16 protein-coding genes are annotated in these 19259 nt (G+C 62.9%); 5 read left to right on the top strand and 11 right to left on the bottom strand.

Translation table 11 applies throughout. The annotated features are described in order from the left end of the window. Positions 1–3: 3 nt before the first annotated feature. From ACYP01_RS30175 to ACYP01_RS30190, 4 genes are read right to left on the bottom strand one after another with little or no spacing between them, the layout of a single operon-like run. Positions 4–1740: an ABC transporter ATP-binding protein gene (locus ACYP01_RS30175; protein ID WP_459683737.1), complete on the bottom strand. Its 1737-nt coding sequence runs from the start codon at positions 1738–1740 to the stop codon at positions 4–6. Beyond that, positions 1737–3650: an ABC transporter ATP-binding protein gene (locus tag ACYP01_RS30180; protein ID WP_459683739.1), complete on the bottom strand. Its 1914-nt coding sequence runs from the start codon at positions 3648–3650 to the stop codon at positions 1737–1739. The genes ACYP01_RS30175 and ACYP01_RS30180 overlap by 4 nt, the downstream gene beginning before the upstream one ends. Next, positions 3647–4639: an ABC transporter substrate-binding protein gene (locus ACYP01_RS30185; RefSeq protein ID WP_058226050.1), complete on the bottom strand. Its 993-nt coding sequence runs from the start codon at positions 4637–4639 to the stop codon at positions 3647–3649. The genes ACYP01_RS30180 and ACYP01_RS30185 overlap by 4 nt, the downstream gene beginning before the upstream one ends. Positions 4640–4694: 55 nt before the next feature. Beyond that, positions 4695–6077 carry an MFS transporter gene (locus ACYP01_RS30190; protein WP_459683741.1) on the bottom strand — a complete coding sequence of 461 codons (1383 nt, stop codon included), beginning with the start codon at positions 6075–6077 and terminating at the stop codon, positions 4695–4697. A gap of 84 nt (positions 6078–6161) precedes the next feature. On the opposite strand from ACYP01_RS30190, the gene ACYP01_RS30195 reads away from it, so the two are divergent. Together ACYP01_RS30195 and ACYP01_RS30200 are read left to right on the top strand one after the other, a co-directional pair. Next, on the top strand, positions 6162–6800 hold the full coding sequence (locus tag ACYP01_RS30195) for a TetR/AcrR family transcriptional regulator (protein ID WP_459683743.1): 639 nt from the start codon (positions 6162–6164) through the stop codon (positions 6798–6800). A 71-nt stretch (positions 6801–6871) separates the two neighbouring features. Continuing rightward, positions 6872–7846, top strand: coding sequence for an ABC transporter substrate-binding protein (locus tag ACYP01_RS30200; protein WP_459683745.1), 975 nt, complete (start codon positions 6872–6874; stop codon positions 7844–7846). 1 nt (position 7847) lies between these two features. On the opposite strand, the gene ACYP01_RS30205 is transcribed toward ACYP01_RS30200, so the two are convergent. Genes ACYP01_RS30205 through ACYP01_RS30225 form a run of 5 tightly spaced genes read right to left on the bottom strand, consistent with a single transcriptional unit; the run spans position 7848 to position 12817 of the window. Continuing rightward, on the bottom strand, positions 7848–8888 hold the full coding sequence (locus ACYP01_RS30205) for an ABC transporter substrate-binding protein (protein WP_054827505.1): 1041 nt from the start codon (positions 8886–8888) through the stop codon (positions 7848–7850). Continuing rightward, complete coding sequence (locus ACYP01_RS30210; protein WP_050794099.1) at positions 8885–9736, bottom strand: ABC transporter ATP-binding protein; 852 nt, start codon at positions 9734–9736, stop codon at positions 8885–8887. Before ACYP01_RS30210 ends, ACYP01_RS30205 begins: the two co-directional genes overlap by 4 nt. A 23-nt stretch (positions 9737–9759) precedes the next feature. Further along, positions 9760–10809: an iron-enterobactin ABC transporter permease gene (gene fepG / locus ACYP01_RS30215; protein WP_003946259.1), complete on the bottom strand. Its 1050-nt coding sequence runs from the start codon at positions 10807–10809 to the stop codon at positions 9760–9762. Then, positions 10806–11933: a Fe(3+)-siderophore ABC transporter permease gene (locus tag ACYP01_RS30220; protein WP_003946222.1), complete on the bottom strand. Its 1128-nt coding sequence runs from the start codon at positions 11931–11933 to the stop codon at positions 10806–10808. Before ACYP01_RS30220 ends, fepG begins: the two co-directional genes overlap by 4 nt. Further along, positions 11930–12817: a siderophore-interacting protein gene (locus ACYP01_RS30225; protein ID WP_223304402.1), complete on the bottom strand. Its 888-nt coding sequence runs from the start codon at positions 12815–12817 to the stop codon at positions 11930–11932. The genes ACYP01_RS30220 and ACYP01_RS30225 overlap by 4 nt, the downstream gene beginning before the upstream one ends. Before the next feature lie 257 nt (positions 12818–13074). On the opposite strand from ACYP01_RS30225, the gene ACYP01_RS30230 reads away from it, so the two are divergent. Both ACYP01_RS30230 and ACYP01_RS30235 read left to right on the top strand, forming a co-directional pair. Continuing rightward, positions 13075–14733: an ABC transporter ATP-binding protein gene (locus tag ACYP01_RS30230; protein ID WP_459683750.1), complete on the top strand. Its 1659-nt coding sequence runs from the start codon at positions 13075–13077 to the stop codon at positions 14731–14733. After that, entirely contained in the window at positions 14730–16487 is a 1758-nt protein-coding gene (locus ACYP01_RS30235) for an ABC transporter ATP-binding protein (protein WP_459683752.1), read from the top strand. The genes ACYP01_RS30230 and ACYP01_RS30235 overlap by 4 nt, the downstream gene beginning before the upstream one ends. A 43-nt stretch (positions 16488–16530) precedes the next feature. Here ACYP01_RS30235 and ACYP01_RS30240 read toward each other — a convergent pair whose 3' ends face one another. Continuing rightward, positions 16531–17355 (bottom strand): helix-turn-helix domain-containing protein, encoded by an 825-nt coding sequence (locus ACYP01_RS30240; RefSeq protein WP_003946247.1) that lies wholly within the window; start codon positions 17353–17355, stop codon positions 16531–16533. A gap of 139 nt (positions 17356–17494) precedes the next feature. Between ACYP01_RS30240 and ACYP01_RS30245 the strand changes: the two genes are divergently transcribed. Further along, positions 17495–18985, top strand: a complete 1491-nt coding sequence (locus tag ACYP01_RS30245) for an acetyl-CoA acetyltransferase (protein ID WP_459683755.1) — start codon at positions 17495–17497, stop codon at positions 18983–18985. 80 nt (positions 18986–19065) lie between these two features. Here the strand turns inward: ACYP01_RS30245 and ACYP01_RS30250 are convergent. Beyond that, a partial coding sequence (locus ACYP01_RS30250; RefSeq protein WP_459683757.1) for an HNH endonuclease signature motif containing protein occupies positions 19066–19259 on the bottom strand: 194 nt, incomplete at its 5' end.

A 19259-nucleotide genomic window follows, 5' to 3' on the forward strand; every position in this document is an offset into this window, starting at 1 on the left:
TGCTCAGCTTGCCACCAACCGCCATCCCGACGCACGGTGGCGCTGATTCCAGAACGCGGCGTAGTTCCCACCGGCTGCGAGCAGGACTTCGTGGGTGCCCACTTCGACGATCAAACCGTCGTCACCGAGCACGATGATCTGATCTGCGGCCACGACGGTCGACAGTTTGTGAGCGATCACGAGCAGTGTGCTTTCCCTGGCGAGTTCTTGCATCGCACGTTGAACGTGTGCCTCGTTCTCGGGATCGAGCGCGGCCGTCGCCTCGTCGAGCAGAACTACAGGTGCGCGTTTGAGGAGTGCGCGTGCAATGGAGACCCGCTGCCGCTCTCCACCGGACAGTGCCGTCCCGCCCTCACCGACACGGGTGTCCCAACCCCGCGGAAGCCGCTCGACGATTTCCGCGACGCCCGCGATCCGAGCCACGTCGAAGACTTCTTCGTCCGTGGCTTCGGGGCGGCCGAGGCGGATGTTCGCGATCAACGTGTCGTCGAAGAGGTACACGTCCTGGAAGACCAGAGACAGCTGCGACATCAGGTCGGCACTCGTGAGGTCCCGCACGTCGACGCCGCCGACACGCACCACACCGGAGTCGACGTCGTAGAAGCGCGAGATCAACCGAGTGACGGTGGTTTTGCCGGACCCTGACGGACCGACCAACGCCGTCAACGACTTCCGTGGCACGTCGAAGGAGATGTTTCGCAGAACCTGCCCACCGTCCGCGTATCCGAAGTCGACGGCGTCGAACTGCACTGCCGTCTCCCCCCTCGCCGCCCCGCTGGTATCGGGTTCGACCATCGGTTCAACTTCGAGGATCTCGGACATTCGCCGGATTTCATTGCGTGCCATTCTGATTGCACCGCCGAACTCGCCGATCTCACCCAGCGGCTGGATGAACCGTGCGGTCAGTCCGAGTAGCGCGATCAACGTGACCGGATCGATGTCGCCGCCGAGCGCGAGGAACGCGCCCAAGATGATCACGGCAGAGAACACGAATTGCAGGGCGATCCCGTTGACCACGGACCCGATCACCACGAACCACAGTTGTGAACGACCCGCAGTGTGTTGCGCTTCGATCGCGTCGTCGAGCGGTTCGTACACCCCGTGGGTGCGTCCGAAAGCACGCAGGACCGGTTGGCAACGCGCGTATTCGAGCACTCGATTGTTCGATTCGACGGCCGCTGCATGAGCCCGATCGTCGGCCTTGGCAGTCATCGTCGAGGCAAATCGTGCTGCCGCGAAGAGAATCGGAACGCTGATTACCAGCGCGAGCCCGAGCCGCCAGTCGAAGAACAACATGCACACGACAATGGTTGCCGGGCTGGCAATTCCGGAGATGATCGGTGTCATCAGGTGCGCAGCGGCCCCCATCACCGAGATGGTGCCCTTGCTGGCAACCTGCGATACCTGCCCGAGTCGGCCGGCGCCGAACCAGCCGAGCGGCAGAGTGACGAGATGATCTCCCAGGCGCAGATGCATCGTCCGCAGCAGAGTGAGGGCCGACTCGAAACCCTTCATCGCCTGCAGGTAGTGCGCAATCGAACTGATCACAGCGCATACGGCCATGGCGGCGAGCCACCGAACGAAACTGCCCCAATTCTGATCGAACAGTGCCTGCACCGCCGGGACCAGAAGCGCCACTGCCAAACCCTGCATCACGCCGTACAACACTGCCCACACCAGGAACTCGCGATATCGGCCCTGATTCTGCGGGCCGAGTATCCGGAAGAGGTCGCGAATCATGAGTTGGCCTTTCCTGCTGCGTCAGACGTACCTGCGATGCTGTCGGCCCGACTGTGCTCAATCGAGTCGGCCCGACTGTGTTCAATCGAGTCGGCCCGACTGTGACTCGCCCACATCCGGGCATAGGTTGAACCACTCGCCACGAGCTGATCGTGCGTGCCCTTCTCCACGATCCGTCCGGCGTCGAGGACCACGATCTGATCGGCACACACAATCGAAGCCAACCGGTGCGCGATCACCAGCACCGTGCGGCCGACCGTCAAACGCGACAGCGCTTCTTGGATATCGGCTTCGGACTCCGGGTCGGCGAACGCGGTTGCCTCGTCGAGCACGAGAACAGGAGTGTCCGCGAGAATCGCACGCGCGATGGAGACTCTTTGGGCTTCACCACCCGAGAATCTGGCGTCGACCCCGACCACCGAGTCGTACCCCCTCGGGAGCGCTTCGATTCGGGTGTCGATCTGCGCGGCTGCGGCAGCGGCCTTCACCTCGGCCGAAGTCGCCTGCGGTCGGGCAAGCCGAATGTTGTCGAGCACGGTCGCTTCGACCAGCTGCACGTCCTGCAGAACGAATCCGACGTGGCGGTACAGCTCGTCGGTAGCGACTTCCCTGACGTCGACACCACCGATGGCCACGGATCCGGCACGCACGTCGTGGAACCTCGGAACCAGCGTTGCCAGCGTCGACTTACCCGAACCCGAAGGTCCGACCAACGCCGTCACCGTGCCCTCCGGCAGCGTCAGATCGATGTCGGACAGGACGTCGGCGCCGTCGTCGTATGCAAAGGAGACTCCGGAGAATCGAACTTCGTTCCCCACAGGCTTTTTCGGATGATCGGTTTCCGGCAGAGCGTCGGTTGCGAATAGCGCAATCAGTCGCGCCGCAGCGGCGGCTGCCTCACGGCGAGCCTGCATACCGAAACCGATGGTCGTCACCGACACCGGAATCACCATCGCGACAAGAGAACTGGTCAGCACATCGATGGGTGACACCCATCCGGAGTGAACGAACCACGAGCCGAGGCCAAGGTTGACCACCAGCACAACCGGTGCGCTCAACGCAATCGAGGCCAGCGCCTCGGTCCGGAGCATCGGGCGAACCCAGCCCTCGTACGAGACGGCAAACGCCTTGGCAGCGTCGCGGTATCGAGAATGTGACTGCTTGTCCTGACCGAAGGTCTTGACCACTGCGATGCCGGTGACGAACTCGACGATGGTGTTGCTGATGGCCGCGATGCCCTCATTCATCCGGCTCATCTTGACGGCCATGTCCTTGGTCATCATCGCGTAGGCGATCATGTAGATCGGGAGGGTGGCAATCGCGACCAGTCCCAGACGCCAGTCGATCGAGATCACGTAGCCGAGCCCGACGAGCGGCACCGCAATGGCGCCGGTGGTCTCGACGGCGCTGTGCGCAACCAGGTAGTGGAGATCGGAGATGTCGTTCTGCGCGGCTTTTCGCACGGTTCCGGACGAGTGGGAGGTGAACCAGCCCAGTGGAAGTCGACCGAGTGTCGCTGCGATTCGACGCCGAAGCACAGCTTGAAGATTGACATCGGCGAAGTGCGTCACGATCAATGCACCGCCTCCGAAGAACGCGCGCATACCCAGACCGAAGACGACCACCCACACTATCGTCCAGACGCGAGACGAGTCGATGTCGCCGCCCACGATCAGCGTCTTACCCAACTCGGCGATGGCCACGTACGGCACGATGGCCGCGACCGCGGCGATCACCTGCATCACCATCGCGATGGTGGTCCGTGTACGAACTGGCGCAAGGAGTTCGCGAAGCGCGCTCTTGTGCGCCGCCGCTTCAGCTTTGGCTTGCGAGGCTTCGGCCGTCGCTCCTTGTGATGCGTCGGCCTCTTCAGATGAAATGTCTGCTTTCGTAGCCTGTGTCGTCGTCATTTCGAGAACGCCTTCCATCGGGTTACTGCGTCGGCGTCGGATGCGATGCGGCCTTGGAGTTCCGCGCCGGTGAGAGTGAGATCGGCAAGAGCCTCGAGGTCTTCGAGGATCCAGTAGACCGCGAAAGGATAACTGCCGAACCAAAGTTCACCGCTCACGTCCACTGTGCGTCCGGCCTTCACTGCGGAGATCTCGTTGAACAGTGGATTTGCGTGAACTAGAGCGCCGTCGTAGATGTTGCCCGAGGTCACGACCATCGCGTCCGCCGCGTGCTGTCCGACCTCCTCGCCGGACACCGAAGACGTGGCAACACCTGTGTTGGGGCCGATCTTCGCGTCGAGTTCGGCTTGCGGGCGCCCGAAACCGGCTTCCTCGATGATCGAGGACATCGGCGACTCCGGGATGACGGTGTACATGCCGCCGGAGAATCCCACCAGCACTGACAGCGTCTGCGGTTGCGCCTCGACCGTTCCGGATACTTCGGCAAATTTGGTCTCGAGCCTCGACACGATTTCGCGAGCTTCGGACTCTCGACCCAGTGCAGTCGCCGCGGTATTCAGAACTTCGCGCCACGGCGCCGCATAGGCGAGCACCGTCGTCGGGGCAATCTCGTTGGCCTGCGCGGTGATCGACGTCAACGAGCCGACATCACTGAGCAGGATTCGGTCAGGATGAACGGCCGCGATCTGCTCCACATCTGGTGATTGGAAGAACGTCGGTTTGGCGACGACCTCGATCCCCTCGCTCTGCAATATCTCCTTCGCCGCCTGCGATTGCAGCGTGGCGAAGACCGTATCGGGCTTGACCCCGAGCGTGAGCGCGTTGAGCGCTGCGAACTCGTCCAGTGCGAGCAGTTTCTGAGGTGCAGGTACGGCCGACGACTCGCCTGTTTCCGATGCGTCTGCGTCATCGCCGCCCACGGAGCAACCGACAAGCGCCGTTGCTGTCGCTGCGAGTGCCGTTGCTCGCAGGCCCCACTGCTGCCACATCCTTCTCTCCCCGCTTTAGTTACATGCTGTCTCGATTAGGGGAGCCTACAATAAGTCACGCCTTTTGTGCAGTCCTCGTCGCTGGAAGTGCAATCGCCGGCAGACAGGCGACAACACTGATGACGGCACCCATCACGAACGCCAGCGCGAACGAGTCGCCGGAAATGCCGATCGCCAGGACCGCTGTGGTCACCGGGGCGCCCACCGCCGAACCGACTGTTCTGATCACACTGTTGACTCCACTGGCTGCTGCCATTTCCGATGGCGGGACGATCGAGGCAACCAACAGAGCACAGACCGCGAACCCCACGCCGTTCCCCAATCCGACGAGGGAAAAGAACGCCACGATCGCAACCACCGAACTCGGCCAGATCGCGAGTCCGACTGCGCCCGCCGCCATGAGGGCCAGCGCTATGACAGCGGGCACCCGCGGCCCGAATCGCCGCGCGAGAGCCGGCGTCAAGCGGCCACCGAGAAAGACGAGGACAGCGGCGGGCAAGAGCGCCAAGCCGGTCTGCACAACGGTGAATCCGCTTCCATACGTAGACGTTTCCGGCGCCTGGAGGATCCGCGGCAGACAGAGGTAGAAAATGTACGGCACGAACCCGAACACCAGGGTGAGTGCGCTGGTGATCATCATCGGCTTGTCCCGAAAAACTCGCATGTCGACGATCGGCGCGTCGTGGCGGGAATCGACGGCAATCAGTGTCGCGAACGAAACGAATGCGACTACCACCAGACCCCAGAATCCGAGCGACAAAACTCCCCAGTCGGAGGCTTTCGTGATCGCCAAGAGCAGGCTCACCAATCCGAACGCCAGAGCGCCGGCACCGGCCCAGTCCGTCGGCATACCCGGGCGGCGATGCGAACCCGGAACCACGGCCACCACTGCGACCAATGAGAGCACGATCAAGATCCCGGTGATCACGAACAACCACTGCCAACTGAGATACTCGAGGATGACACCGCCGATCACCAGCGCACTTCCGGCACCGATTCCCAAAGTCCCAGCGAGCCAACCTATCCCTGAAGACAACTCGGGACCTACTACCGTTCTCCGCAGTACTGCCATCGCAAGCGGGAAGCTCGCCATACTCACTCCCTGGACAGCTCGAACGACAAGCAGCACCCCGATATTCGGGGCGGCCGCCGCGGCAAATGTCGCGAGAGCGAAGATGATCAGGACGATCACCAGGACTCGCTTGTCACCGAATCGGTCACCCATCGCGCCGACTATCGGAGCCATCACCGCGGCCGCCAACAGGTACGCCGTCAGGATCCAGCCGGTCACCGCCACAGACGTGTCGAAATGCTCACCCAACACCGGCAACGCCGGTACCAGCATGGTCTGCATGAGCGAGTAGACGAGTACCGCCCCCGCAAGCGCGGCGATCACCCGGCTCCCGGATCGCGTGGGCGCCTCCGCCAAGGTTGTCATCGACACCTTCCTCCAATCATGAATCGAATCGGAACGGAACACTCCGTTCCGATTGAGTAAACCATGCATTGCTAGCCTGTGGGAATGGCGAAAGAGAATGCGAGCCTCCCCGGACGCGCCCGAGAAGCCGCAGACAACGACGTCACCGTACTGCGAGCAGCGCGCGAGATTTTTGCCGAACAGGGTTGGAATGCACCGGTATCGGCAATTGCCACCCGGGCCGGAGTGGGAGTAGGCAGCATCTATCGCCGATACCGAGGCAAGGAGGAACTGGCGCAATCCCTGCGTGTCTGGGCGATCGACCACCTCGCCACCCTCGCCCGAGAGTGCATGAGCACCGCGAAAACCGATGAAGCCGTATTGAAGACGTTCTTCTCGCGATATCTCACCGAATCAGTGGGACCGCTCATTCCGGTCCTCGGCGGCAAGTTACCGGAACACGCCGAAGTCACTCGTGCCGCCGAAGAATTGGAGGCCGCACTGCAATCGATGGTCGACGTCTGCATCGACGCTCGCGAAGTCCCGCCCGACTTCACTGCTGCAGACGTCATGCTCATGACAGTGCATCTGCGGCCGACTCTGCCGATCGAGGGTGATCGAGCCACCGAAATACACACGCGCTATCTCGACTTCATGCTCGACGGACTTCGTGGCGAAACACCTCGACCAACGATCACTCCCCCATCCTGGAGCGAATGGCTTCAGATGTGGCAGGGCAACTGACCCCGAGAACGCCCGAACGACATGTCAGGTTAGGCTTACCTAGCCTAGTTCGCCATGTTCGGAAGGTTCTCATGAAAATCAATCGCCGGCTCGCCGGCTTCGCCGCACTACCCGCCGTCGCCACATTCCTACTCGCCGGTTGCGGAAGTAGCGACGCAGCGCCCTCTACCGAGACCAGGTCTGCCGACCAGTCCTGGAGTTACACAACGGGATACGGAAACACGATCACCCTCGACCACGCCCCGGAGCGGATCGTCGTCGACGCGTACTCCGCTGCGGCTCTGTGGGACTACGGCATTCGGCCGGTCGGCATCTTCGGTTACGGCGTCGGCAATCCAGACGTCACCGATCGCGCTGACGAGTCGACGATGACCGTCGTCGGCCGTGAAGGTGAACTCAGCGCGGAAGCTCTTGCGGCGCTGGACCCAGACCTGGTCATCGGGTACGGCAACAGCGACGACCCCACACGATGGACCTGGTGGGACGAGCCGATGGGCAAGACCGTCAACAATGTTGCACCGTTTGTCGGCGTCAAGTTCTCCGGAGCCTCGACACCGGACGTGTTGAGCGAATACGCCTCACTCGCCGAAGCACTCGGCGGGAACACCGACACAGCCGCAGCACGCGAAGACAAGGAAGCATTCGAATCCGGCGCAGAGCGCATCCGAACTGCTGCGGCCAAGGTCGACGACATCGAAGTCCTCGCCCTGAACGGTGACAGCTCCGAGTTGTACGCAGGCACAACGGCGCTCGCTCAGTTCGGTTACCTGAAGGAACTGGGCGTGAAGTTCACCGGTCCGGGAGGTGACAAGGGCTGGGCCGATCTCAGCTGGGAACAGGTACCGGACTATCCGGCGGACATCGTGTTCCAGTTCGCGAAGTCGGCAGAGGCATTCGCGGCATCACCCGTCTTCGTCAAGCTGCCCGCGGTGACCGCGAACCAGGTGATCGACTTCGACGACAAGCGTCCCAACACCTACGCCAATTACGGCGCCTGGTTCGAGCAGGTTGCACAACTACTCGACCAGGCCCGCAACGTCGCCTGAATTACTGCCCAGCAGTGATTCGTCCGGCCGCTTCCTCGAGAACGTCGAGGAAGATGGCCGCGGTGAGCGCAAATCCTTGGTTGTATCGCGCGTCGCTGGTCAACACGTTGCCCGCTTGAACTGCAGGCAACCGCTGCCACGTCGGCTGCGACTTGATCGCGTCGAGCGCTTCCTGATCGCGTGCTTGGGCGATGATCACATCCGCCGGAGCCAAGGTGTCGAGTTGCTCGAACGACAACTCGAACGAGTTCTCTGCATTGTCGTCGTCACGGAAAAGCACGTCCAGGCCGGCATCGAGTGCAACACTGATTCGCAGATTCCGCTGATGCACAAGGAAGCCCGTCGGCGTCTGAACGCCGAACACGATCTTCTTTCCGCCCAGCTTCTCCTGCAACATCGGTCGCAGTCTCGCGAGCTTGTCGTCGTACTCCGCAATGGAAGCCTCGGCGATCGTCACCCGGTCGAGCTGGCTCGCCTGCGCCATCAGAGCACCTCGCCAGTCGACCGGGTGCCCGGCAATCGGTTCGACGTCGTCGCCGACGACCAACAGCGGCGCGATGGAAGACAAGCGCTCGGTGCCGTACCAGTCACTGGTGTATCCGATCGCAGTGATGACGATCAGATCGGGCTCGAGAGCGAGCAGAGCCTCGAAGTTGGTGGAGAAGTCGCCGGCGACGTTGACGAAGCTCGCGTCCTCGATGGTGCGGCCGGGAAACTGGAATCCTGCCTTGGCGTCGGGGAACCAGAAGTTGCCCGATCCGACGATCGGGTAGTCCATCATCATCGCGAATTCGAGGTCGACGCGGCCGTCGAGCACCACCACACGCTTCGGGTCGCGCGGAACGTCGCCGCTGAACTCGGCCCACGTGTACGGGAGAGTGTCACTGGCAGAGTCGGATTCGCCATCGGAGCTTCCGCAGGCGCTCAGCGCCAATGCTGCAGCCACACCAGCTGCGCCACCGAAGAATCGGCGTCGCGAAATGCGGTCGACGATCTGAGCCCACTCCGTGTCGGTAACCTGCGCATCCAGGACGAGTGTCATACCTTTGCTCCTTCGATGTTTCGCTGACGCTCGCGTCCCAGCGGAATGACCAGCGGTGTGTGGGAAACCGGATCGTCGATGATGCGGCACGCCATGCCGAACACCTCCTGCACCAGTTCTTCGGTGATGATCTCCGCGGGCGGACCCTCGGCGACCACCGCGCCGTCCTTCATCGCGATGATGTGAGTTCCGTAGCGGCACGCGTGATTGAGATCGTGAAGCACCGCCACCAGCGTGTGTCCGTCGTTCTCGTTCAGATCGCGGCAGAGCTCCAACAGCTCGATCTGGTGCGCGATGTCGAGGAACGTCGTCGGCTCGTCCAGCAGCACCAACGGAGTCTGCTGCGCGAGAACCATAGCTACCCAGACACGTTGGCGCTGACCACCGGACAGTTCGTCGACCGGCCTGGCCGACAGATCCGTGACCTTGGTTGCCTCCATCGCCTTGATGACGGCGGCCTCGTCCTCTCGGGACCACTGGCGGATCAGCTTCTGGTGCGGATAACGCCCTCGCGCAACCAGATCGGCGACTTTGATTCCGTCCGGCGCGATCGACGTCTGCGGCAGAAGCCCGAGTCGCCTCGCAACTTCCTTTGCCGGGTACGACGTGATCGCCTTACCGTCGAGAAGGACCTTGCCGGTGGTCGGCTTGAGCAACCGGGACAGCGCACGCAGAAGCGTCGACTTGCCGCAGGCATTGGGACCGACGATGACGGTGAAGCCACCGTCGGGGATTTCGACGTCGAGGTGTTCCGAGATGACGCGCTTGTCGTAACCGATCGTGACGTCCTCGGCGCGAAGCCGATTCGTCCTTTCGACCACGACGGCGGCCGTACTTGTCTCGTTCACGCTGTTCCTCGTTCCTTCACCGATCACTGCTTACGTGCCTCTCGCGCGAGAAGCCATACGAAATAGATGCCACCGATGGAGACGGTGACGACGCCGACCGGCAACTGTGTCGGCGCGAAAGCTCGCTGCGCCACCCAGTCGCTGACCATCAGCAACGCGCCACCCATTGCTGCCGACGGCAGCAGGGTCACTCCGGCACTACCGGTCAATCGCCTTACCAACTGCGGAGCCGCAAGAGAGACGAACCCGATGGGACCGGCCGCTGCTGTCACCATGGCCGTCAGGGCGACGCCGAGAACAACCAGGGAAAGCCGCGTGGGTTCGGCCCGGACGCCGAGCGCCTTGGCGGCGTCGTCGCCCATCTCGAGCATCTGCATCCGCCTGCCCAACACCAGGATCAGCGGAACGAGGATGGCCAGCACGACGACCACCGGCCACACCTGAGTCCAGCCGAGGCCGTTCAACGAACCGGCACCCCACACTGCGGCAGCCATGGCGTCGTCAAGTTTCGCCTTGAGGATCATCCAGGTGTTGACCGAGCCCAACATCGCGCTGATGGCGATACCGACGATGATCAACCGGAATCCCTGCACACCTCGCTTGTACGCAAGGAGATAAACAACTGCTGCGGTGGCGATTCCGCCCACCAGAGCACCGACTGCAATCTCGTAGTAAGTACCACCGATGAGGAGGATGACCACCAGAGCGCCCGTGTACGCACCGGAGTTGAAGCCGATGATGTCCGGGCTACCCAACGGGTTCCTGGTCAGCGATTGGAAGATCGCACCGCTCATACCGAGCGCCGCACCGAGCATCAGCGCCAACAGAACTCGGGGCAGACGCCATTCCACGACGACCATGTGGATACGCGCGGGGGCTTCGCCGAACAGTGCACCGAGGACGTCCCCGATCGGCACTTGGTAGTCACCACTACCGAGCGCGATGACACCGATGGCCAATGCAAGCGCAACGAGGACGAGGCAGACTGTGACCGTGCGGACGTCGATCCGCGCGGACCAGCCTTCTTTGGGTGAGCGCACCACCGTGGTGGCGCGCCCGAAATCGATGCTCACAGACCGCTCACCTTGCTTCGACGCACCAGCATGATCAGCACCGGAGCGCCGATGAAGGCCGTGACGATGCCGACCTGAAGTTCACCCGGGCGCAGCACGATTCGGCCGACGACGTCGGAGAAGAGAAGAAGAATCGGCGAGCACACCAACGTGTACGGGAGAATCCATCGCTGATCCGGTCCGACGAACCATCTCGCGACGTGCGGAACCATCAAACCGACGAATCCGATCGGCCCGGCCGCAGCTGTCGCCGCGCCGCACAGCAATGTCACCGCGATGACACCGAGGATGCGAGTACGAGTGATGTTGGCACCGAGCGAACGTGCCAGATCGTCACCCAGGGCCACCGCGTTGAGTTGGCGCGCCAACGCGAGCGCCAGGAAGAGCCCGATGAGAATGAATGGGGCAACGGCCAGAACGATTTCCAACGAACGCCCGCTGAGTGAGCCGGCATTCCACTGGCGCATCTGGTCGAAGGCGGTCGGGTTGAGCAAGGTGATCCCGGACGAGATGCCGCCGAGCACGGAGCCGATGGCAACACCGGCAAGCGTCAGCCGAATGGGCGTCGCACCACCTCGACCGATCGAGCCCAGCGTGTAGACGATCGCCGTCGCTATCACCGCTCCGAGGAAAGCGAACCAGATGTACGACCAGATGCTGGTCAAGCCGAAGACCGCGACGGCAACGACCATCGCGAAGCCTGCTCCGGCATTGACACCGAGAATTCCGGGATCAGCCAAGGGATTTCGTGTCATCGCCTGGATGAGGCCACCGGCCACACCCAGTGCCATACCGACTATCAGACCGAGCAGAGTACGCGGTAGTCGCAGGTCACGGATGATCACGTGATCGTTCGAGTCGTCGTAGTTCACCAGCGCGTCGATCACGGTCCCGAACGGAATGGTCTTCGATCCCACCGCGATACTCAGAAGGAGCACGGCGGCGAGCACCACCAGGCACACCAGAAGACCCGCCATACGACGAGAGTTGGTCGATACCAGGCCGTCCGGTTGCTTCTGCTTCTCGTGCAGCGACTCGTCGATCAGTTCTTCGGTGTGTTTGTCGACTGCACTCTTGTCCGCCGCACCGCTGTCGACAGCACTCTTGTCGAATCCAACGGTCACAAGCCGGCGCTCTCTAGAGTCTTCTCGACCTCGTCGCGGATCTCTTCCTCGTCGCGGTCCGATTCCCAGGCCGCATCGAGTGCCGCGCGGACACTTTCGTCGAGCGCCTCGTACTTCGCGTTCCACACCTCGGCTTTGTACGTCCAGTAGCCGATGACCTTGTACTGCTCACCCGGCAACTTCAGTTCGTGGCGAAGGTACTTGCGGATGTCACGGAGCATCGTGCTCTCGCCTGCAACCCACACGTATCCGAGTTCGGTGGGCAGGTTCATCGCACGAACCGCGTCCGGCAACTTCGACGGTGCAACACCGTTGCCACTGCCGACCAGCCAGATGAACTCGACGTCGGCGTCCGAGGTGATCTGCTGCTTGTGAGACTCGTCCACCACCTCGACGATCGCCTTGGCCGACATCCCGGCGGGCAACTGTTCGATCAAGCGCCCGAGTGCGGGGAGTCCAGTCGCGTCGGCGACGAACACCTGCCAGCGTGCGTCGGCCGGGGGCTCGTAGAGGCCACGAGACTCGCCGATCGCCAACTTGTCACCGATCTCGGCCTTCTGCGCCCAGTCGCTGGCGATACCGCCCTCGTGAACGACGAAGTCGATCGTCATGCGGCTGGTTTCGGAATCGAACCGTCGCACGGTGTACGGCTGGCACGGGGACGGTTCCTCTCCCTCCGGGTATCGCCAACCGCGCGGTGCATCCGGATCTTCCGCCGGAAGAACGAACTTGCCTGTAGCCGGGACCGGGAAGTGGAGGCGCAGGTATTCGTCACCGGTACCGGTGGTTTCGAAGGCGGTCAGCTCCTCCCCACCGAACACGATACGAACCATTCCCGGGGTCACGTACTCCTTGTGAAGTACCTCGCCGAACACAAGACTCACAACAATCTCCAACATCGATGGAACATGAACCGGACCCGAACACGAGGATCTATCCGACTTCCGGACATAGTTAACCCGTGCTAAGTAAGGTAGACCTTAATTTATTGCAGTGTCGTCGATGAGTCGATGCCTTCTCCGCTGCAACGGGGCCAACTACTATCGCAATTCGGCCAACGCAATACGTATGGCCTGTTCACGACAAGTATTGGCACCGGTGTGACTTCTGACTACCGCCCACGATCCCTAGCGTGGACCCAGTGCCTTCGACACCACTTCTTTCGGCCGAGACAAACGGTCCCCCAACCAGCCCGGCGATCACGCCGCGTCAGGTAATCACACGCGCGATCGCTTCCGAAGGTCGCGGAGCCAAGCTGGCGGCCGCGGCCGTCGGCTTCACCGGCCACCAGGTCGCGGAAGCGTTGGTGCCGGTGGTGATCGGTGCGGTCATCGACCGTGCTGTGGCGACCAACGATGCCGCCGCACTCGGAAAGTGGATCCTCGTTCTCGGAATTCTCTTCACCGGCTTGTTGCTCAGTTGGCGCTTCGCGGCGCGCATCTCCGATTCCGTCACCGAGCACGGAGCACATCGCTTGCGGATGGACATCGCGCGCCGAGGCCTCGATCCGCACGGCATGTCGCCGCGGCGTATGCCGGGCGAGGTCTACTCGATTGCAACATCCGACGCGGGTTCGGTGGCCGGATTCACGCACACGCTGAGCACCAAACTTGCGGCCGCCTGCGGAGTGCTGACCGCCGCGATTTCGCTACTGGTGATCTCGGTGCCACTCGGCCTGCTCGTCATCCTCGGCACTCCCCCGGTGCTGGCTCTCATGCAGGTGGTCAGTCGGCCGCTCGAACGCCGAGCCGAAACCGATCAGTGGCAGGGCGCCAAGGCCGGCGCGCTAGCCGCGGATCTACTCTCCGGACTCCGAATCCTTTCCGGAATCGGCGCCGGAGATGCTGCAGCGCAGCGGTATCGGGGAGCCAGCCGGACTTCGTTGGAAGCAACCCTTCGCGCACAGAGATACCAAGCGATGTACTCCGCCGCCAACGTTGCGATCGCCGGCGCTTTCCTCGCTGTCATCGCGTACGTGGGCGGACGGATGGCAGCGTCCGGGAGCATCTCGGTCGGTGAATTCGTTGCCGTGGTTGGTCTGGCACAGTTCCTTCGGGGTCCGTTGATCGACATCATCTACTTCGGCGCCGGTCTGGCACGGGCGCGTGCTTCCGCCAACCGCGTCGCAGCACTTCTCGGGACCACCGAGGCTGTGACTCCCGCGGGTGAACCTGTGTCCCTGAATCACTCCGAGTTCCTGACGCTGCGCGACGTCGTGTTGGCCGGAGCGTCACCAGTCGATCTCGACGTCAAACGCGGCGAGATCATCGGCATCGTCACCGAGAATGCCGCCTGGGCGGATGCGTTGGTCGACGCACTGGCGCGTCGAATCGAGCCTTCGAGCGGAACAATTCATCTCGGCGACAACGCCATTCACGAGCTGCACATCGACGAACTTCGCACTCACGTTCTGGCAGCACCGCACGACGCGGCACTGTTCATCGGCACAGTCGGCGACAACATCGACGCCCTCGCACCGATCGGCAGCCGCAACGACGAGGCCATCGCCGCTGCTGCGGCAGATCAAGTGATCTCGGCACTGCCGCTCGGCCTCGCAACCCGAGTCACCGAGCAAGGGAATTCTTTGTCCGGCGGTCAGCGTCAGCGCATCGCGTTGGCGAGGGCACTGGCGAGCGAAGCTCCCGTCCTGGTCCTGCACGATCCCACCACTGCCGTCGACTCCGTCACCGAAGCGCGCATTGCTCGCGGGATCGCCGAGGTACGCGGGGCACACGCCACAATACTTCTGACCAGCAGCCCCGTGCTGCTCGATATCTGCGATCGGGTGATCGAGCTGTGAACGAACTACTCCCCACCGCAACACCGAAACAAGCGCGCCGCGCGGCACTTCGGTTGATGGGACCCCACCGGATTTCCGCGATCGCAGCAGTCGTCACCCTGACCGCCGCGACCGCGATCGGTCTGCTCACGCCGCTGGTCCTCGGCGCCATGGTCGACGCCGTGACCGACGCAGACGGCGACGCTGTCTCTCGCATCGGCACACTGACTCTCGCGTTGGTCGGTATCGCGGTTGCCTCATCCCTTCTCGTCGGAGTGAGCAACTACCTGCTCGCCGGCGTCGGCGAGCGCGTTGTCGCCGACCTTCGCGAAGAAGTCGTCGTCCGGGTTCTCGACCTTCCGCAGAGCGACGTCGAACGCGCCGGGCGCGGAGATCTCGTCTCCCGCATCACCGGCGACGTGCGGTTGGTGACCCGGGCTGTATCCGAAGCACTTCCGGTTTTTGCCACCGCGGCACTGACCATCGTGTTGACGCTGATTGGCTTGGGTAGCCTCGATTGGAGATTCGCCGTCGCCGCGGTGATCGCGGCACCCATCCAGATCCAGGCGCTGCGTTGGTACCTCTCGAGGTCGGCACCGGTCTACCGCGAGGAGCGGGAGGCAGAAGGTGCACGTGCGCAACAGCTCCTGGACTCGCTGAGCAACTCCGACACCGTCGGATCGCTTCGCCTGGCCCAGCCGCATCTCGAACAGATCGAATCTCGATCGATGGCCGCCGTCCGCCTGAGCTTGTTGACCACGCGTCTACGCACCAGGTTCTTCGGCCGGCTCAACATCGCGGAGTTCATCGGCCTCTCCGCCGTGCTGATCACAGGCTTCTGGCTGGTGAAGGACGGTCAGATCAGCATCGGCGCCGCCACCGCCGCAGCCCTGTTCTTCCACCGCCTCTTCGATCCGGTGGGCGCAGTTCTCAGCGTGTTCGACGAATTGCAGGAAGGCACAATAGCGTTGGCTCGGCTGGTCGGAGTCACCCTTGCGCCCGTGCCATCCGCACCGACCGATCCGCAGGAACCTGTCGACAGCTCAGCATCTTTGGAACGCGTCACGTTCTCGTACCGAAGCGGCGACGCTCCTGTTCTGCGAGACATCGACATCACCGTTCCGGCAGGAAGCGTCACCGCACTGGTGGGCGCTACCGGAGCCGGAAAATCTACAGTCGCAAAGCTGATCGCGGGAACCTACGAACCGACCGAAGGCGTCGTGAAGATCGGGACGGTGCCCCGGAACGAACTGCCACCGTCGACATCTCGGAGCGCGGTGGCCCTCGTGACTCAGGAGGTCCACGTCTTCGCCGGTACGTTGGCCGAGGATCTGCGGCTGGCCGACCCGTCGGCAACCGACAACGACATCACCGCGGCTCTCGATACCGTCGGCGCGTCGGATTGGCTGCGGGCTCTCCCAGACGGACTCGAAACCGTGGTCGGAGACGGTGGACACCGGCTGACCGCAACACAGGCCCAACAACTTGCGTTGGCAAGAATCGAATTACTGGATCCGCCGCTGCTGATTCTCGACGAGGCGACCGCCGAAGCGGGCAGCGCCGGAGCCAGGGTCCTCGACGATGCCGCTCTCGCCCTGACCCGGGGTCGCACTGCTGTCACAGTGGCACACCGACTCTCACAGGCCGTCGACGCCGATCAGATCCTGGTGATGGACGACGGCCGCGTCGTCGAGCACGGCTCTCACGACGAGTTGGTCAACCTCGGGGGTCGGTACGCGGAGCTGTGGGAAGCGTGGTCCGCGCCGCGGAGTTGACCGCGACGGTTGCACCGAGCACTTCCGCCCGGTGCAACCCAACTCAAGCGTGCAGAAGGTACGGCACCGATTCGGGCGCCACACTCCCCTTGTTCATCATGCTGCCGGGTGTGCGGCCGGTGACCCGGCGGAACACTGCGACAAAAGCACTCGGAGTTTCGTATCCGACCCGCCTACTGACAACCGAAACCGGCACTCCAGCAGCTAAATACGTCAATGCTGCGCGGACACGTACCTGAATTCGCCACTGCGCAAAAGTCATTCCAGTGCCCTGCGCGAACACACGCGTCAGCGTACGGACGCTACCGCCAGCCGTCAGCGCCCATTCGGACAGCGACCGCTGGTCTGCCGGATTGGCGACCAACGCTTCGGCGACGAACAACGCTCGCGGATCGGTCGGCATCGGAACCTCCACCGCAGCAACTTCGAGCGGCTGCAACATGTCGAAGGCCACCCGCTCGGCGCGACTGCGCGCCTCGTCGGGCATGTTCCGCCGATGCATGTGCAGGAGTACCTCACGCAGGAGAGCGCTGACACCGAACAAGCCCGGAACACCCGACGGCGCGGCGTGAGCCTCGGGCCGGAAGTAGGTGCAGAAGAACTCCGTACCCGGACCTGCCTTCACGGCATGCAACGCCCCGGCAGGCAGCCACAGTCCGGCCGAAGGCGGCACCTCCCAGGTGATGCCGTCAGCGACAACCGTGAGCATTCCACCGGAGTTTCCCCAGATCAGCTCATGTTCAGGATGACGATGCGGGGCCCACTGCCGCTGATGAGAGAGCTTCAGAGTCACCGTTGTCATCGAGTAGGGGTGATCGATGGAACGCGGCCCCACGGGCACCGAAATTCTCTCTGCCACAGCTGTCATGAAGACGAGTATAGGACTTTCGTTAGGCATACCTAAATAGGAACCCGAAAATTGTTGACTGTGACCCCAGAGTTACACATACCAGGGTCCCCGATATCGTGACTGCAACTCCCGGCTACGGGTCGGCAACGAGAGGTACATGATGGTTGACGCATCACGAATCCCGGTCATCGTCGGCGTCGGCGATCTGCGCTGGAATCCTGCCGACGGGCACCGCGAACCCCTCGATCTGATTCACGACGCCACCGTCGCCGCGTTGAACGACAGTGGACACGCTGAACTGGGAACACAGATCGATTCCGTGTTCGCGATCAAGACAGTCAGCTGGTCGTACGACGATCTCCCCGGGCTACTCGCCTCACGATTAGGCGCGACCCCCACGGTCACCTCTACCTCGCCGATCGGTGGCCACTGGCCCGCGGCGCTCCTCGATCGGATCGGCGCGGCCATCGCTCGCGGTGAATCCTCGGCTGCTCTGCTCGTGGGCGGCGAATCGCACGCCAGCAGTACCGCCCTGCGAAAGTCCGGAGTCGCCCCCGACTCGATCGGGTGGACAGCCGCGCCCGGTGGGCCTCCCGGATTCGATCCGACCGACCTGGGAAGCCCCGAAATGCAGCGCGCCGGTTTCATCGTGCCGACTCGTGTCTACCCGCTCTTCGAGAACTGTTTCAGTGCTGCCGAGGGCCACGACGCCCGTGAATCGCTCGACTGGTCCGCGCGGATGTACGCCGCGTTCTCGGAACTGGCTTCGAAGAATCCCGCCTCCTGGACGTCGGAGATCCGATCGGCAGACGAGATCGGCACCGTCGGCCCCGGCAATCGGATGGTCTCCGAGCCGTACCCGCTGATGCTCAACGCCATGCCTTTCGTCAATCAGGCTGCGGCCGTTGTCGTCTGCTCGTTGTCGACGGCCCGCGAGTTCGGGATCGATGAAAACAAGCTGGTGCACCTCTGGGGCGGCGCAGGTGCGAGTGATCCGTTGGACATACTCAGCCGCAACAGCTTCGACAGCTCGGCCGCGATGCATGACGCCGTACATCGCACACTCGACGGTGCCGGAGTCGGCGCCGACGCACTCGACATCGTCGATGCCTACAGCTGCTTCCCGATCGTGCCCAAGCTGTTGATCCGCGAACTCGGACTTCCCGATACCGCGATCCCAAGCGTCACCGGAGGACACTCGTTCTTCGGCGGACCGCTCAACAGCTACACCCTGCATTCCGTCGCTGAAGTCACCAGGCGAATTCGCGACGGCGCGAACCTTGCCCTCGTCCACGGCAACGGTGGATTCCTCACCTACCAGCACTGCGTACTGCTGTCGTCCACCGCTCATGCCGACGGGTACGTCGGTGATCCCGACGCACGCGCTTTGACCGCGGAGGCTCCGGAACTGATCACCGATTACCAGGGCACTGCAGAAATTGTCACTGCCTCTGTCGAATACGGTCGCACCGGGGAGCCTGAGATCGGGTTCGTGATCGCGGCAACGCCGGACGGCCGCCGCGTCGCCGGTCACACCGGTCCCGAGAATGCCTCCGAACTGACCCAGCTTCGCGGTGACAACCCTCCGTCGATCGGGCGAACTGTTCACATCAGCGACGAGAACGGGCGACTCACGCTCACGTTCTGACAGTAGCGTTCTGACAGTAGACAGCCGTGAGCACCGGGGCATGGTGATGCCCCGGTGCTCACGTCTTCAGTTGTCGCGGTTCACGCCGCTGTGGGTGGGCCGTTCCCGCCGATCGGCTGTTGATACGGGTCGATCGACATCGGTGGATAGAACACTGTTTTCCGATCCGGCCCGATCTCCACCCGCCATTCGGTGTGGTGCATCGTCCGATGATGATGACCGCACAACAAGATCAGGTTGTCGAGATCTGTTGGGCCGCCATCGTTCCAGTGAA

This window comes from Rhodococcus sp. no. 34, assembly GCF_054589475.1.